This is a genomic window from Sharpea porci, assembly GCF_009695655.1.
Taxonomy (GTDB): Bacteria; Bacillota_I; Bacilli_A; order Erysipelotrichales; family Coprobacillaceae; genus Sharpea; species Sharpea porci.
Genome location: NZ_VUNM01000022.1, coordinates 14,111 through 29,784, shown reverse-complemented (window position 1 = coordinate 29,784; position 15,674 = coordinate 14,111). Strand labels below are relative to the sequence as shown.

At 34.8% G+C, this 15,674-nt stretch carries 18 protein-coding genes; 17 read left to right on the top strand and 1 reads right to left on the bottom strand.

Going from position 1 to position 15,674, the window contains the following annotated elements; all coding sequences use genetic code 11:
• Positions 1-2: 2 nt before the first annotated feature.
• From FYJ79_RS09100 to FYJ79_RS09080, 5 genes are all read left to right on the top strand, one after another.
• Positions 3-1,181 carry an AfsR/SARP family transcriptional regulator gene (locus tag FYJ79_RS09100; protein WP_154517192.1) on the top strand — a complete coding sequence of 393 codons (1,179 nt, stop codon included), beginning with the start codon at positions 3-5 and terminating at the stop codon, positions 1,179-1,181.
• Complete coding sequence (locus FYJ79_RS09095; protein ID WP_154517189.1) at positions 1,174-2,097, top strand: hypothetical protein; 924 nt, start codon at positions 1,174-1,176, stop codon at positions 2,095-2,097. Before FYJ79_RS09100 ends, FYJ79_RS09095 begins: the two co-directional genes overlap by 8 nt.
• A gap of 204 nt (positions 2,098-2,301) precedes the next feature.
• Positions 2,302-3,297 (top strand): hypothetical protein, encoded by a 996-nt coding sequence (locus tag FYJ79_RS09090; RefSeq protein WP_154517186.1) that lies wholly within the window; start codon positions 2,302-2,304, stop codon positions 3,295-3,297.
• 184 nt (positions 3,298-3,481) lie between these two features.
• Entirely contained in the window at positions 3,482-4,192 is a 711-nt protein-coding gene (locus FYJ79_RS09085) for a LytR/AlgR family response regulator transcription factor (protein ID WP_195837061.1), read from the top strand.
• Complete coding sequence (locus FYJ79_RS09080; RefSeq protein ID WP_154517180.1) at positions 4,189-6,015, top strand: sensor histidine kinase; 1,827 nt, start codon at positions 4,189-4,191, stop codon at positions 6,013-6,015. Before FYJ79_RS09085 ends, FYJ79_RS09080 begins: the two co-directional genes overlap by 4 nt.
• A 19-nt stretch (positions 6,016-6,034) precedes the next feature.
• On the opposite strand, the gene FYJ79_RS09075 is transcribed toward FYJ79_RS09080, so the two are convergent.
• Positions 6,035-6,982, bottom strand: coding sequence for an alpha/beta hydrolase (locus FYJ79_RS09075; RefSeq protein ID WP_154517177.1), 948 nt, complete (start codon positions 6,980-6,982; stop codon positions 6,035-6,037).
• Positions 6,983-7,599: 617 nt separating this feature from the next.
• On the opposite strand from FYJ79_RS09075, the gene FYJ79_RS09070 reads away from it, so the two are divergent.
• The 12 genes from FYJ79_RS09070 (at position 7,600) to atpG (ending at position 15,673) form a co-directional block, all read left to right on the top strand.
• Positions 7,600-7,752, top strand: a complete 153-nt coding sequence (locus FYJ79_RS09070; RefSeq protein ID WP_154517174.1) for a hypothetical protein — start codon at positions 7,600-7,602, stop codon at positions 7,750-7,752.
• A gap of 203 nt (positions 7,753-7,955) precedes the next feature.
• A complete protein-coding gene (locus FYJ79_RS09065; RefSeq protein WP_154517171.1) occupies positions 7,956-8,561 on the top strand; it encodes an L-threonylcarbamoyladenylate synthase in 606 nt (201 codons plus the stop codon).
• Positions 8,558-9,001 carry a ribose 5-phosphate isomerase B gene (gene rpiB, locus FYJ79_RS09060; RefSeq protein WP_154517168.1) on the top strand — a complete coding sequence of 148 codons (444 nt, stop codon included), beginning with the start codon at positions 8,558-8,560 and terminating at the stop codon, positions 8,999-9,001. Before FYJ79_RS09065 ends, rpiB begins: the two co-directional genes overlap by 4 nt.
• Positions 9,002-9,014: 13 nt before the next feature.
• Positions 9,015-10,265, top strand: coding sequence for a serine hydroxymethyltransferase (gene glyA, locus FYJ79_RS09055; protein WP_154517165.1), 1,251 nt, complete (start codon positions 9,015-9,017; stop codon positions 10,263-10,265).
• A 2-nt stretch (positions 10,266-10,267) separates the two neighbouring features.
• Positions 10,268-10,891 (top strand): uracil phosphoribosyltransferase, encoded by a 624-nt coding sequence (gene upp, locus FYJ79_RS09050; protein WP_033161920.1) that lies wholly within the window; start codon positions 10,268-10,270, stop codon positions 10,889-10,891.
• On the top strand, positions 10,891-11,274 hold the full coding sequence (locus tag FYJ79_RS09045; protein WP_154517162.1) for an ATP synthase subunit I: 384 nt from the start codon (positions 10,891-10,893) through the stop codon (positions 11,272-11,274). Before upp ends, FYJ79_RS09045 begins: the two co-directional genes overlap by 1 nt.
• Positions 11,264-11,941, top strand: a complete 678-nt coding sequence (locus FYJ79_RS09040) for a F0F1 ATP synthase subunit A (protein WP_326803673.1) — start codon at positions 11,264-11,266, stop codon at positions 11,939-11,941. Before FYJ79_RS09045 ends, FYJ79_RS09040 begins: the two co-directional genes overlap by 11 nt.
• A 34-nt stretch (positions 11,942-11,975) precedes the next feature.
• Positions 11,976-12,200 carry an ATP synthase F0 subunit C gene (gene atpE, locus FYJ79_RS09035; RefSeq protein WP_154517159.1) on the top strand — a complete coding sequence of 75 codons (225 nt, stop codon included), beginning with the start codon at positions 11,976-11,978 and terminating at the stop codon, positions 12,198-12,200.
• A 22-nt stretch (positions 12,201-12,222) separates the two neighbouring features.
• Positions 12,223-12,738 carry a F0F1 ATP synthase subunit B gene (gene atpF / locus FYJ79_RS09030; protein WP_154517156.1) on the top strand — a complete coding sequence of 172 codons (516 nt, stop codon included), beginning with the start codon at positions 12,223-12,225 and terminating at the stop codon, positions 12,736-12,738.
• Positions 12,738-13,274: a F0F1 ATP synthase subunit delta gene (locus FYJ79_RS09025; protein WP_154517153.1), complete on the top strand. Its 537-nt coding sequence runs from the start codon at positions 12,738-12,740 to the stop codon at positions 13,272-13,274. The genes atpF and FYJ79_RS09025 overlap by 1 nt, the downstream gene beginning before the upstream one ends.
• Before the next feature lie 5 nt (positions 13,275-13,279).
• On the top strand, positions 13,280-14,803 hold the full coding sequence (gene atpA / locus FYJ79_RS09020) for a F0F1 ATP synthase subunit alpha (protein ID WP_321043086.1): 1,524 nt from the start codon (positions 13,280-13,282) through the stop codon (positions 14,801-14,803).
• A 6-nt stretch (positions 14,804-14,809) separates the two neighbouring features.
• Positions 14,810-15,673, top strand: coding sequence for an ATP synthase F1 subunit gamma (gene atpG, locus FYJ79_RS09015; RefSeq protein WP_154517149.1), 864 nt, complete (start codon positions 14,810-14,812; stop codon positions 15,671-15,673).
• Position 15,674: the final 1 nt, after the last annotated feature.

The following is a 15,674-nucleotide window of genomic DNA, read 5'->3' as shown; positions in this document are numbered from 1 at the left end:
GAATGGAAAAACACATAATCAATGTAAGGATGTTTGGTGAATTCTCAATCACATATAAAAATCAAACTATAACAAGCCAAGAGATCAAGTCACCTAAGCTTATTCTTCTCCTCTCATGTTTTATTTGTAATCAAGATAGACAAAAGAACAATGAAGAAATTGCGAAATATGTCTGGAAGTATGAGAAGATTGAGAATTATGCGAATGTCTTAAAGAATCTTATTTATCGTTTAAGAACGCTCTTAAAGAAAGAACTAGGAATTCATGATTTATTGATTACAGGGAATGGAAAATATCAATTGAATCCTGCATATGTATTTGAAGTAGATGCATTGATGTTTGAGGAGTTATTGAAAAAGAGGCAATATTATGAAAAGACATTATTCTTTAAAAGAGCGCTGAGTTTATATCAAGGTGCTTATTTAAGTGATCTAGACAATGATCCAAGAATAGCGAGACAAGCTAAGAAATTTCAAAAAGAGATTTTAAAGATTTATTATGACTATATTCGTTATCTTGAGAAACGGGAAGATTATAGGCAGATGATTGATGTTGCGAAGCAAGGTATTGCGCTGGATCAAAGTGATGTCGATTTCTACGCCCTATGGATTAAAGGCTTATATTTGAATGGTGAATATGAAAATGCGAGAGCTGCCTATACAACTGCCTCTGATGCTCTATATATGTATTCTAATGTCAATCCCAATCCCAATAAAGCCTTACAAAAGATTTATGAAAAAATACAAGTAGAGGAACATCCTCAGGATACTACATTGTTGGAAGTGATGGATATGTTTGGAGAAAGTACAAATAATCAGCCTTTATATGTGGAATATGGCTCTTTTAAGCGTTTGGTTGTACATCAAAAACATCTTAATGATATCGATGGTGCGAATTCCTATATTGCCTTAATTACTGTTGAGTCCCATGAAAATGATGTGAAAGTGAAGAGATATCTTGAGAAGACGATGAATGATATGAAGAATACTTTGATGAGTTTATTGGAATATAGTGATGTCTTTAGTCGCTTTTCAAATAATCAATTTGTGGTTTTAAAGAATATCACAACATATGAAAAAGCAAAAGAAGATATCAAGAAAATGACAACAAGAATTCATAGAAACCTTATAGCTAAAGATATTGCTTTTCATATTACCTTACGGGAAGTCTCATATGGTTAAAGCAATTCTCTTTCATTTTATATTGGTTATATTGATTATTATTGGATCAATTATTTTTACTCCAAAAACTAATGAAAAAGCATTTGGTGTTGATTATGTTACAAGTAATAAGATATTCTCGGAAACAATAAATACTGTTGATGTGATTGCTTTAGGGGATTCTCTTGTTTATTCCTCACTTTCACCTATGTTGATCTATGAACAATATGGCTACACAATATACTCAGCATCAACGCCAGCACAAAGTATCTATGAGTCCTATGAAATCCTAAAACGTGTCTATAAAACACAACATCCCAAGTATGTATTCCTTGAAGCAGAGTCTTTGTTTAGAAAGATGAATTTTGAAGAAGATATACAAAATAGATATGGTATAAAAATCCCCCTCATCCTTTTTCATAATCGCTGGAAGAATCTGAGTCGTAAAGATTTTTCGACAAGATTTACGTTAAGTGAAAAAGATTACTTGAAAGGCTTTCGTTATTATGACAACGTTGTGCCTTTAGTAAAACATAAGAAGCCTCATATAAATCTCCAACCCTATGCCCTATCTTATTTAAAGAAGATCATGAAGCTGACAAAAGAATATCATACTAAGCTTGTCTTTATGAGTCTGCCTAGTGCTAAAAACTGGAGTCAAGAAAGAAATATGACTCTGTCAAAGTATTTTAGGTCCCAAGGATATAACTTTATTGATTTCAATACTTTGCCACTTCAAATAAATTGGAATAAGGATAGTCGTGATGGTGGTGATCATTTGAATTACAATGGGGCTAAAAAAACATCATTATTTTTTGGAAAGCATCTTTCTCTTGAATATGATCTTGTCGATCATCGTGGTGATCCAAGATATAACAATTATGAACAGGCACTATCTCTCTACAATCTACGTATCAAACAAAGAAAAAAGACATGATTGAATGTTTAAAAAAGGTTTTATAGAAATGCCCAATTATGCATAAAATCATGCATAACTCGCCCTAAACAAAGACTAGTATTAACACTAAAATAATATCAGGAACAAGAAAAAGTAATCTCTAAGCTCTTAATAAAACATTTCATCATTACCTATATGAATCTATTAAAAGCTTTTGTTCCTGTTTAGTAAAAGGGGAAAAATATGAGTGCTATAATAAATGTACGTATGTTAGGAACATTTGAAATAGAATATAATCAACGTATACTAAATTATAATGACATTCATTCAACAATGGCTATTAAGCTATTAAGCCAGCTTATTTTACATCGCCAAGAAGACCTAGATAAATGGACACTTTCAGAATATTTATTTGGTGGAACTAAACAAAGTCAAGCCAATAGTATAAAGACTCTAATCTGGCGTACTGAAAAACTCATTAATGAATTTTTTGTGGATTATACACTGATCTGTCATGAAGCAGATAGTTACTATGTCAATCAGTCTATTGAAATTATTACAGACTATGATCAGCTTTTCACCTTTCATAAACAAATGCAGGAAAGTATGGAAAAGGACATGTTGGCTAGAGAGATTATCTTGTTGTATAAGGGATTTTTTTTACCAATGATGGAAAGTGATCATATTACTATTGAAATGAACCATAGGATTATAAGGGCTGTAATTGATGCACTATATGTACTTATTAGGCATCATGAGCATCATCTCCACAACATAAGCTCTTCGATTGAACATATTATTAAGCATGATGACGAACAATTGATTCAAAATGGAGTACTTCATAAATTAGGCCAGCAACATCAATATCACTTACAAAATAAAGTTCTCTCCCTCTTTAATAAAAATCAGCACAACGAAGATTTTGCTTTAGAAACAACACCTTATTACTTTGCAAGATTATGTCAGCTTGCTCATCGAAAAAGACATCGTTCAAGAGAACAATATGTCTTATGTGTACGATATAAACAAAGCTATTTATCTAATGTAGAACTGAAAGATCGGATATTACATGCGATCAGAAATGATGCATGTATAACGCAGTTTAAGAATGGGGAATTCTATATTCTCCTTTCTCATCAAACTGTAGGGGTAATCAATGCTATTAATAAGCTAGCTGATATAGCTGAAGGATTCTCTTGTGAATATCATAATATTAATGAAATGACTCATTTTGATTAAAACAAAGTGGGTCTTTTTTGATATTTTTGTGTCAAGTATTAGTAAATAATTCAGTAAAACAAGCAATTTAATTGACAACAATACATGATGATGTGAAAATATACGTGTGGGTATTTGACCTTTTTTTGATGTGAGGCCTACAAACATATATCAATTGTTTAATCATAGAATAGGGAGTGGGAATGTGTTAAATATTGCGATATGTGAAGATGATCAAACGGAATTTCAACATCTATTATCTTGTATGAATGAGAGTCAGGTAGAGTTTACTTATCAGTATTTCATGGATGGTGAAGATTTTATCGCACAGTATTATCCAGGGGAATATGATTTGATATTTATGGATATTTATATGAAACAAAGTAATGGTGTTGATGTGGTTAGTAAGATCAGGGAACTTGATGAACAGGCTATTATTGCTTTTATTACGACAAGTACAGAGCACTTTGCAGATGGCTATCGATTACATGTGAATAGATATCTTGTTAAGCCATTTAGTGCTGATGATGTCAAAGAAGTGATGTTAAAGGCAAAGAAGGAGCTAGCTTTAAAACCACATATTGATGTTAAATGTGAAGGTAAAATGATTTCTCTTATTGAATGTGAGATTTCCTATATAGAACAGGATGGTCATTATGTATATATTCATATGGTGAATGAAGATCAATATAAAGTTCTTTCTAAGCTCGATAGTTTTGAAAAGTTATTGACGCTTGATTCTTTTTATCGTTGTCATCAGAGCTATCTTGTGAACTTAGCACATGTGAGTTCATTTGATAAAGACAATCGTTTGTTTGTGATGAAAGGTGGTCATGATGTCTATATTCGCCGACCAAGTATTTTTGAAGCTAAAAAAGCATTACAGGCATATTTGTTTAGGAAGTCAAGGTCATGATGAAAGAAAAATGGACAAAACGTTTATTTATAGGCTTAATCATAGCATTGTTTTTCGTAGAACTGATACTTGGATTTTATGGATATCAAAATATTGATTTTCATAAAAATCATCATCACTTAATCAGTAATGCACAAATGTACTATCGTGGAAAAAAACATAATGTACAATTGCCCTATATCCTCCAAGATACTGATCAAGATGAAAAGGTCATTGTGACCTTTACTGTACATGGTAAATTAGGAGATATGCTTTTGTTTAAAAGCAATTATTCACCAATCAAAATATATGCCGATAAAAAGCTTATCTATAGCTATGGCAGCCGTGATGAGAGACCACCATTTATGAAAGACCCAGCAAAACTTGTCAATAGTGTTGTCCTTCCTTTTTATGCAAACCAAACTCAACTGCAAGTTAGAGTTGAATATCAAACATTGAATGGTAGAGATAGTCTGAAATTAGAACATTTCTTTGTCGGTAAAAGAGATGCATTAGCTCATTATTTAGCTATTCATGCAGGATTATCGAGAGGATTATCTATTTATGCATTAACAGTCGGCATACTCTTAGTCGTTTTCTCGTTGTTTATCAAATATAATGTACCTGAGAAACGTATATTCTATTCAGGAGTATTTATCTTTTTGATGTCTTTATGGCAATATGGACAAAATGACTTAACGCTCTATATTAGGCAAAATATGAATCTGATGTACTTGTTGAGCTATTCAGCCCTTTTCTTCTTTATGGTGCCTTTTATTAGTTTCATGATGGTACAGTTTCAGGAACGTGGGCATGATATCTTGATCACACTGAAGTATATAAATGCTTTGTCGGCTATTACAGCCATCATCTTACAGCTCTTAGGCATATTAAGCTTTCATACTATCTATTACTACTTTGTCATTTTAGAGTTCTTAACACTTACATTTATTGTCTTTGTCGTTATTTATTATACGTTTACAGATCGAAGAAAAGATGATGGTTTGTTTGCGTTATTGACCTTTAACTTGTGGACATTTGCAGTTATTGACTTAGTCCTTCGTATCTATGATCCAACATATAGTCTTTCCCTTATTACAATTGGGACAAACATAATACTTGTCCTTCTCTTCCTCTATCTCCAGCATGTCTCAAACAACATGATTAAAGATAATCAAAAAGCCATTAGTTTAGCTAATGACTTACATCAGTTAGAGATTTCCATAGATGCCCAGAGAAAGCATAATGATATCTTAATTGCCCATGAAAATGAAGTCAGAAGACAAAGACATGATTTAAGACATCATATTGTCTCTATTAAACAGCTTGCGGATGAAGGTAAGATTGAAGAAATACAATCCTATATCAACAACCTTTCTCAAACAATCCCAAGCAATAATATCAAAGACTTCTGTGATAACCAGGTTGCTAATGCCTTGCTTTCTTACTACTATGAAGAAGCACATAAAAATGGTATCAAGATTGATATTCAAGTACAAATTTCTTCCCATAATGAACATATTGCAGATAATGTCATATGTATTATTATTGGTAATCTTTTAGAGAATGCCATGGAAGCATGTCAAAGAATACAAAATGGGGATAAATATATTATCTTTAAATCCATGATTCAAGGACAATTTCTAATCTTTACAATGGATAATACATTTGATGGTAATATTCGTATGAAGGATGATCGTTTTGTATCGGCTAAAGTGGCGGATGGATCGCGTATAGGTATTGGCTTACGCTCAGTCATGGAAATCGCGCATCAGTATAATGGTGATGGTGAGTTTAAAGCAGAAGGTACAATCTTCCATTCATCTGTTTATCTTGAACGTTAAAACAGTGAGGACAATATCCTCACTGTTTTTCGTCTGTAAAGTATTTATTTGTGAATTGAAGAACATGGGACTCATAGCCCTTTGGATCAGTAATATAGCTATCGCAGTGTTCAGCACCAGGAACAATGAAGAGTTCCTTTGGGGCATGACATGCTTCATAGAGCTTTTTGACATTTTGATAGTCGACAAAGCTATCTTGATCACCATGGATGAATAATGTAGGTATATGACTCTTCTCTACTTGTTTGATGACATCAATATTGTTGAAGTCATAACCAATAACTTTTTTTGAAAGCAGGCTTGCCGATGACATAATTATGTGTGTAGGGATATGATGTGCTTTAAGAACACTTGAGAGTTGTTCTCTTGCTGAAGCATAGCCACAATCCGCAACAATACACTTGACATCGCTACTCAAGTCTTCACCACTTGCCATCAGGACAGCGCTCGCTCCCATGGATACACCATGTAACATTATATTAAGTGGCTGATAGTCAAAATATTCCTGGATTCTCATAATCCATTGCATGATATCAAGACGGTCATAATACCCAAATCCAATATACTCCCCTTCACTATCACCATGTGCACGATCATCAGGAATAAGAACATGAAAACCATGTTCATGATAGAAACGGATAAAGTATTGATTATCCAACATACCATAGGAATGATAGCCATGGATACAGATGACAACCTTGTTGGAAGCTATATCGGCTGGAAAGAATGTTGCCTTAAGGGCAAGATTATCAAAGGATGTTGTAGTAAGTGTTTCTTGTTTAAGCGAAGCAATATAGTTTTTCTCTTCTTCACTTAAGGGATGTGTTACTGCTGTTGCATGTTTCTGTTTATAATTCTTACGTTTAAAGGCATATCTTAAACTCAGATAACCTGTTAATAAATAGCCAGCTGTTACACCTAACCCCACACTAGCAACAGTCAGCCACGTCTTCTTTTTATTCTTCATATGTTTACCTCAAAAGAAGTATAGCACAAAAAGTGAATATGGGAAGCAGGATCAAATGTTAGGAGTTTAAACAGTAATCATTCGTTAGAATGTAGGATTTATTACAATTAAAGAAGTTGATTTAATAGAGTATATTCCTGCTTCACCTAAATATTCATATTTCTATGATATCTCTCCTATATGTAAGCATGCAATTACATTTATAAAGATGATAAAAATAGTTCTATTTTCATGAATAAAACATACAAACATGTATGAATCTATGCATAGCTAGTTCTTTCCAATCTTGTAGAGATAAGTTATGAAATATACTTAAAAGGGAATAATAGATAGAATTTGAAAAGAAAAATTTATTTGAATTCTTACTTATAATCATTGGTAAGAGCTAATGACTATTTTCATAGCCAGGATATCAAGGGAAGTATTTTTGGTGTGGTCATTGTGAAAACTATGTATTGAAAAATAAGAAGAAAGGACTATGAAATGGCTTCATTTTTAAAATTACTATAAGGTGTCATCATGGTGTGGGTATATATTATGTGTCAAAATTAAGTAATCAAATACCTAAACTTTATTATTAAAATGCCTTAAAGTGTAATGTTGTCGAAGGGGTGATTATGATGAAAAATAGAAGTGAATTGAAACATCGTGATATCTATTTAAATCAACTGATCGCATTTCAAAAGATTGTTCTTACTCTACATAAGTTAATTGATGATGATATTGAAGGTATTGTCATTAAAGATATTGTGGATTGGCTTGTTGAATAAAGAAAATATATGTCAAGAACGGAATTTGCATAAATATATGTATTTTCCGTTCTTTTTCATGTATGAAAAAGAATTTGACTAATGAATAATTATGTGTATAATAATTTAAAAATGACCAATGGTCATTTGTGTAAATTAATAACCTTAAAATCTATGTATTCTTATGTTTTTATGGTATCATATCTTCGAAATGAGGTGATTGCATGACGAAAGTAATTCAGCCTGAAGAAAAAAGTGTTCTTATTGAGGCGCTAAGGCAAGGTGAGGTTGTTTCGTTTCCAACAGAAACTGTTTATGGTGTTGCGGTGAAATTCAATGACAGGGCAGCACTTGACAAATTGATGGAAGCGAAGAACCGTGATTACTCTAAAGCAGTCACCTTAATGCTTTCTCAGCGCGAAGATATTGGAAAATATGCGGAAATGGACGAAAGGGTAGAAAAGGTCGCAAAAGCTTTTATGCCAGGCAAGATTACACTTGTCTTAAAACGTAAAGACTCTGTTGATCCTGCTATGACCAACAATCTTCCTACAATTGGCATCAGGATTCCTGATAGTCCATTTGTATTAGATCTGATCGATAAAGCAGGTCCCCTACTGGTTACAAGTGCCAATATTTCAGGTGGTAGTAATACGACTAATGAACAAGAAGTGCTTGCCCAGCTAGATGGACGTATTGCTTTAGTGGTGGCTGGTGAGACACATAACACAACGGCAAGTACGGTTGTGAATATGAGCGATGGCCAGCTCAAGATTCTAAGAGAAGGCGAAATAAGTTTGAGAGACATAGAGGAGGTACTTTCTAAATGAAGATTGCAGTAGCATGTGATCATGCTGGGTTACAGTTGAAAAATGTATTGATTGAGGAAATGCAGAAAGCAGGTCATGAGGTTAAGGACTTTGGTACTTATACTGAAGAATCTTGTGATTATCCTGATTATGTTATTCCTACGGCAAAAGCAGTTGCCAATGGTGAATTTGATCGTGGTGTCGTTGTATGTGGAACAGGATTAGGTGTTTCCATGACAGCGAATAAAGTACATGGTATTCGTTGTGCTGTATGCCATGACACATTCTCAGCTAAAGCAACACGCCAGCATAATGATGCGAACATGCTTGCAATGGGTCAGCGTGTAGTCGGCACAGGAGTCGCTTTAGAAGTACTTAAAGCCTTCTTGGAAACTGACTACGAAGGTGGCAGACATCAGCGTCGTATTGATAAAATGATGGCTTTAGAAAAGCAGCAATAAAAGGAGAGAGGCTATGAGAGATACAGCAGTATTTGAAAGTGTTGAGAGAGAATTAAATAGACAAAGAAACAACATTGAATTAATTGCTTCAGAAAACTTTGTATCTGATGAAATTCTAGAATTAGCAGGGAGTGTTCTTACTAATAAATATGCTGAAGGTTATCCTGGAAAGCGCTACTATGGTGGCTGTCAGTATGTTGATGAAGTAGAAACACTTGCGATTGAAAGATTAAAGAAACTCTTTAATTGTCAATATGCGAATGTACAGCCTCATTCAGGCGCTCAGGCTAATACAGCTGTTTATTTCGCAGTATTAAATCCTGGTGATAAAGTTTTAGGTATGAGTCTTGCGGATGGGGGTCACTTGACTCATGGTTCTCCTGTTAACTATTCAGGTAAGACATATGAATTCCATTCTTATGGTGTCAACCGTGAAACAGAAATGCTGGATATGGATGAATATAAGAAAGAAGTTGAAACAGTGAAGCCTAAGCTTGTCGTAGCAGGTGCCTCAGCTTATTCACGTATTATCGACTTTAAGACAATGGCTGAAATTGCGCATGCTAATGGAGCTATGTTCATGGTGGATATGGCCCATATTGCGGGCTTAGTTGCAGCAGGTGAACATCCATCACCATTCCCATGGGCAGATATCGTTACAACAACAACACATAAGACATTAAGAGGTCCTCGTGGTGGTGTCATCATGACAAATAATGAAGAACTTGCGAAAAAGATTAATTCAGCAGTTTTCCCAGGTATGCAAGGTGGACCATTAATGCATATTATTGCGGCTAAAGCAGCATGTTTCTATGAAGCTTTACAGCCTGAATTTAAAGAATATGCTCATCAGATTATTCTTAATGCCAAGGCTTTAGAAGCTTCATTAAAAGAAGAAGGCTTTAGAATTGTCAGTGGTGGTACGGATAACCATTTAATGTTAGTGGATGTTAAGGCTAGTTGTGGTATTTCAGGTAAGAAAGCACAGCGTTTACTTGATGAAGTTAATATTACAGCGAATAAGAATGCTATTCCATTTGATACAGAAAAGCCATTTAAGGCTTCTGGTATTCGTGTAGGTACTCCAGCCATGACAACGAAAGGCTTCAAAGAAGAAGACTTCAGAGAAGTTGGTAAGATTATTGCTTATCGCTTAAAGAATGAAGAAACGGATGAAGTAAAGAATGAATGTTTACGTCGTGTGAAAGCTTTAACAGATAAAGTAACGATGTATGCAGATATTGATTATTTAAAGGAGGAATAAACTTGAGTGTAAAGATTATTGATCATGCCCTGATTAAACACAAGCTTTCAATCATGCGTGATAAAGACACATCAACATATCTCTTCAAACAAAACTTAGACGAGATTGCGATGTTGATGGCTTATGAAGTCTCAAAAGACTTCCCTCTCAGACTGAAGGATATCGAGACACCTATCTGTAAGACAACAGGCTTTGAATTAGCTGAACAGATTATTCTTGTCCCTATCTTAAGAGCAGGGATTGGTCTCGTTGATGGCTTTAGAATGATTATGCCTAATGCCAAGATTGGTCATATTGGGATGTATCGTGATGAAGAGACATTGGAACCACAGGAATACTATGCGCGTTTCCCTAAGGGATTAGAATCAAGCAAGATCATTATTGTGGATCCGATGCTTGCTACTGGTGGTTCTGCTGATATGGCTATTGAGGATATTAAAAAGCGCGGTGGTAAAGATATTATGTTGGTATGTCTTGTAGGTGCACCTGAAGGGGTGAAATTCTTACAGGAAAAGCATCCTGATGTTGATATTACTTTAGCTGCTCTTGATGATCATCTGAATGAAAATGGCTATATTGTACCAGGTCTTGGTGATGCTGGTGACCGTTTATTCGGGACAGATTGATGATTGAAAAACAGATTAGACAAACATCCATAAAAGTCTTTATAGTCGCGCTTGTAATCAGTTTGATTGTGAGTTATGTCTTTAAGAATTACAGTTATACAACCGGAATTATTCTTGGTTATCTGATCTCATTACTTATTTTTCATATGACAGTTTCTATGACTGATCTGATTTTAAGTATACATGATCATAAGTATGCTGTTATTGTTGTTTATGTGATGTTTATTGGTAAATTAGTAATTTATGCAGCGGGATTGGTCTTAGCCATAAAGCTATCTGGATATCTCAATTATATTGCGGTATTTATTGGTTATTTTATTGTTAAGATTACAATTTATGTCAATGAGGCTGTAGAAAGGAGGAAGAGGAATCGTGCTGCCTAAGTTTACGTTAGCACCGGAGCTTCTAAGTTCGCTTGTAGTAACGTTGATCCTGGCTATCTTATTTATTCATATAGGTAAGAAAGTCCAAGAAACAGATCCGTTAACACGACCAAAAGGCATTGTTTTAGTAGCAGAAACGGGAATAAAGATGATGTATGACTATATGAAAGGCTTAATGCCACGTAAGTTTGAAAAGAATTATTATCCTTATTTTACGATGTTGTTTGCTTTTCTTGTCGTATCGAATCTTTGGGGCTTGCTTGGCTTTGAAGCCCCTACTACAAACTATTCAATTACTTTTGCATTAGCATTTATCACTTTTATATTGATTCAGTGGAATTCAATCAAACATAATGGTGTATGGCCATATGTTAAAGATAAAATCTGGCCACCTACAAATCTTATTGGTATGGTCTCTCCATTGTTATCATTATCAATTCGTATATTTGCGAACTTATTAAGTGGTTCATTTATTATGTCATTGCTTTATGCTGCTACTTCGGCACTTGTAAAGTTCTTGGTTCATATTCCATTCAATTTTATTGGTCCTATTGTGGCACCTGTGTTACATCTCTATTTCGATGTTTTCTCTGGTGTTATTCAGGCTTTAGTTTTTGTAACCTTGTCTTCTATCTTGATTGCGATTGAAAATCCAGATGAAGAATAAATAGTAATAGAAAATAGAGGAGGAAAAAATTATTATGGTAAAAGGTTTAATTGCGATTGGTGCAGGTATTGCTGTATGTGCAGGTTTAGGTACTGGTATTGGTGAAGGTATTGCAGCTTCAAAAGCCGTTGAAGCTATTGGTAGAAACCCAGAAGCAGAAAACAAAGTGCGTACTACTATGATCTTAGGTATCGCCTTAACAGAAACAGTTGCCTTATATGGTTTACTTGTTTCTCTTATCTTAATCTTTGTATACTAGAATTTTTAGGAGGAAATAATCAATGGATGCTAGTTCTGTACCTGATATAGCTAGTAAACTATTTCCTAACTTCTGGACATGGATTGTTCAGATTTGTTCTACAGGAATTCTTCTGATTGTCTTCAAGAAATATTTATGGCGTCCAATGCTTGCCTTCTTTGAAAAGCGTGCTGATTATATTGAAAAGAATATCAATGATTCTAAGGATATGAGAGAAAAAGCTCAGGTTTACTTAGATGAAGCTGATAAACAGGCACGTGATGCGGCAAAACAGTATCGCACAATCATTGATCAGGCAAAAGAAGATGCTAATAAGCAGAAACAAGCTATTCTTGATGAAGCAAATACGCAGGCAAGAAATAAGCTTGAACAGGCAAGAAGTGAAATTGAACTTGAAAGAGCTCAAGCTCAAGATCGCATGAAAGAAGATATCGTTGATATCGCTACTCAGGTAGCTGAAAAGATTATGGATAAGAAGATGGATGAAGCGACAAATGATGCAATGGTGAAAAACTTTGTTGATGAGGTTGTTCATTAATGAATGATATTGCGCAAGTCTATGCTCAATCACTCTTTGACTTGGCATTAGAAAATAACCAGTTAGAAGACTATCTTAAAGATGTTAAGTTTGTGGATAGTATTCTTGAGAGTGATCCATCATTTATTCCATTCTTTACACATGTATTAATACCATCAGAAGCTAAGATTGAACTTCTTGATAAATGTTTCAAAGAAGATATTGATTTGATGGTCTTAAACTTCTTAAAGCTGCTTGTAAGAAAGAGAAGAATTCGTTACATTAAGGAAATTGTTGATAGTTTCATTAAATTATGTAATAAGCATTTAGGTATTGAAGAAGGTAAGATTTATAGTGCCTTTGATTTATCAGATGCGCAGGTTGCTGCTATTGAAGAAGCAATCTCAAAGAAAGAAAACAAGAAAGTCATCTTACGTGTCATCAAGGATGAAAGTCTTATTGGTGGTGTACGCGTACAGGTGAATACAAGAGTCTATGATGGCTCAGTGAAAAACAAAGTCAGCATGCTCAAGAAGAGCTTGCTAGAAAGTAGGTGACGAGTGTGGGATTAAGACCGGATGAAATCAGTGCTTTAATCAAAGATCAGATTAAGCATTATGATGATGTCATCGAGAGTAAAGACGTCGGTACAGTTATGACTGTTGGTGACGGTGTTGCTGTTGTTCATGGTCTTGATGATGCCATGGTCAGTGAACTTATTGAGTTCCCTGGTGGTGTTTATGGTATGGTCATGAACCTTGATGAAGACAGCGTTGGTATCACACTATTAGGTAACGCAGATGAAATTAGGGAAGGCGATGAAGTCCGCAGAACAAACAGAATTATTGAAGTTCCTGTTGGTGATGAATTATTAGGACGTGTTGTTAACCCATTAGGACAGGCTATTGATGGCCAGGGAGAAATTCATACCGCTAAGACAAGACCAATTGAAAGAATTGCGCCTGGTGTTATGACAAGAAAATCAGTTGATGAACCTTTACAGACAGGTATTACAACAATTGATTCTATTATCCCAATTGGTAGAGGTCAGCGTGAATTAATTATCGGTGATAGAGAAACAGGTAAGACTGCGATTGCTATCGACACGATTTTAAATCAGAAAGACCAGAATATTTATTGTATTTATGTGGCAATTGGTCAGAAGAATTCAACAGTTGCCCAGGTTGTAAATAAACTAAAACAAGGTGGAGCAATGGATTATACAACTGTTGTCTCTGCTTCAGCTAGTGAAATGGCACCAGTTCAGTATATCGCTCCTTATGCAGGTTGTGCGATTGCTGAAGAATGGCTTGAACAAGGTAAGGATGTATTAATTGTTTATGATGACTTAAGCAAACATGCCGTTGCTTATCGTACACTCTCCTTACTTCTTAAGAGACCACCAGGACGTGAAGCTTATCCAGGTGATGTCTTCTACCTCCATTCAAGATTACTTGAACGTGCTTGTAAATTGAATGAAGAAAATGGTGGGGGTTCTATTACTGCCCTACCAATTATTGAAACACAGGCTGGCGATATCTCAGCATATATCCCAACAAACGTTATTTCTATCACAGATGGCCAGATCTTCCTACAGCAGGAATTATTCAATGCCGGCTTTAGACCAGCCATCGATACAGGTTTATCTGTATCCCGTGTAGGTAGTGCTGCCCAGATCAAAGCTATGAAACAGGTTTCTCGTAACTTGAAGCTTGAATTAGCACAGTATCAGGAAATGCAGGCCTTTGCCCAGTTTGGTAGTGACCTTGATGATGCTACAAAAGCAACAATCGAACATGGTGAAAGAGTACGTGAAGTCTTAAAGCAGGCCCAGTATTCTCCACGTAGTGTTGCTGCACAGGTTATTACATTATTCGCTCTTGAAAATGGCTTTACAAAGACAATTAAGACAAACAGAGTGAATGAATTCATGAGTGGCTTAGTTGACAATATCAACTTAAATCATCATGAATACATTGATGAAATCAATGAAAAGAAAGTATTATCAGATGAATTAATTGCTTCATTAAAAGAAACAATTGCTGCTTACGTTACACAGTTTGAGAACCTCCAGAAAGCAGGCTAATATTTTATGGCAGGCCAAATGCAGGCGATTAAACGCCGTATCAAATCCATTGATTCTACCCGTAAAATCACTAAAGCAATGATGCTTGTTGCTTCATCAAAACTGATGAAGACAAGAAAACAAATGGACAACATGAAGCCATACTATTCACAAGTCAAAGATACTTGTGCAGAAATTCTTGCCAGTGCTCAAGGAGATGTTGATTCTCCATACTTAGTAAGAAATAGTAGTGGTCGTGATGTTGTGATTGTGATCAGTAGTTCTTTAGGATTATGTGGTGGATATAATGCAAATATCTTCAAGACTGTTGAAAAAGAAGTAAAGAAGAATGATCTTGTTTATGTCATTGGGCATAAGGGTGAAAGCTATATGCGTTCACATACATCCAATGATCTTAATAATGATTATGTTGAATTAAATTCTTCACTTGATTTTAGACAGATTGTAAGACTAACTAACCATCTTCTTGATGGCTATAAAAACAAAGAAATTAAGACAATTCGTATTATTTATACAGAATTCGTCAACAATCTTACTTTTACACCAAGAGTCGTTGAATTACTTCCAGTAAGTCAGGAAGACTTAAAAGGTGAAGAAAAGCAAGGTGTACATAAGCAGACATTATTCGAACCAAGTCCAGAAGCAGTACTTGATAGCTTAATTCCAATGTATCTTCAGGCTGTTATTTACGGTTATCTTATCGAAAGTGTAACAAGTGAAAATGCATCAAGAAGAACATCTATGGAAAATGCTACTGACAATGCGGATGACTTAACAGAACAATTACAATTGAAATACAATCAGGCACGTCAGAGTGCTATCACGAATGAAGTCAGTGAAATTATCGCTGGCGCTAATGCAGAAAGTTAAG

Bases quoted from the DNA above. Each gene is read 5' to 3' on its own strand.
- FYJ79_RS09100 (WP_154517192.1), top strand. From the start codon at position 3: ATGGAAAAACACATAATCAATGTAAGGATGTTTGGTGAATTCTCAATC.
- FYJ79_RS09095 (WP_154517189.1), top strand. From the start codon at position 1,174: ATGGTTAAAGCAATTCTCTTTCATTTTATATTGGTTATATTGATTATT.
- FYJ79_RS09090 (WP_154517186.1), top strand. From the start codon at position 2,302: ATGAGTGCTATAATAAATGTACGTATGTTAGGAACATTTGAAATAGAA.
- FYJ79_RS09080 (WP_154517180.1), top strand. From the start codon at position 4,189: ATGATGAAAGAAAAATGGACAAAACGTTTATTTATAGGCTTAATCATA.
- FYJ79_RS09075 (WP_154517177.1), bottom strand. From the start codon at position 6,982: ATGAAGAATAAAAAGAAGACGTGGCTGACTGTTGCTAGTGTGGGGTTA.
- FYJ79_RS09070 (WP_154517174.1), top strand. From the start codon at position 7,600: ATGATGAAAAATAGAAGTGAATTGAAACATCGTGATATCTATTTAAAT.
- FYJ79_RS09065 (WP_154517171.1), top strand. From the start codon at position 7,956: ATGACGAAAGTAATTCAGCCTGAAGAAAAAAGTGTTCTTATTGAGGCG.
- rpiB (WP_154517168.1), top strand. From the start codon at position 8,558: ATGAAGATTGCAGTAGCATGTGATCATGCTGGGTTACAGTTGAAAAAT.
- glyA (WP_154517165.1), top strand. From the start codon at position 9,015: ATGAGAGATACAGCAGTATTTGAAAGTGTTGAGAGAGAATTAAATAGA.
- FYJ79_RS09045 (WP_154517162.1), top strand. From the start codon at position 10,891: ATGATTGAAAAACAGATTAGACAAACATCCATAAAAGTCTTTATAGTC.
- atpE (WP_154517159.1), top strand. From the start codon at position 11,976: ATGGTAAAAGGTTTAATTGCGATTGGTGCAGGTATTGCTGTATGTGCA.
- atpF (WP_154517156.1), top strand. From the start codon at position 12,223: ATGGATGCTAGTTCTGTACCTGATATAGCTAGTAAACTATTTCCTAAC.
- FYJ79_RS09025 (WP_154517153.1), top strand. From the start codon at position 12,738: ATGAATGATATTGCGCAAGTCTATGCTCAATCACTCTTTGACTTGGCA.
- atpG (WP_154517149.1), top strand. From the start codon at position 14,810: ATGGCAGGCCAAATGCAGGCGATTAAACGCCGTATCAAATCCATTGAT.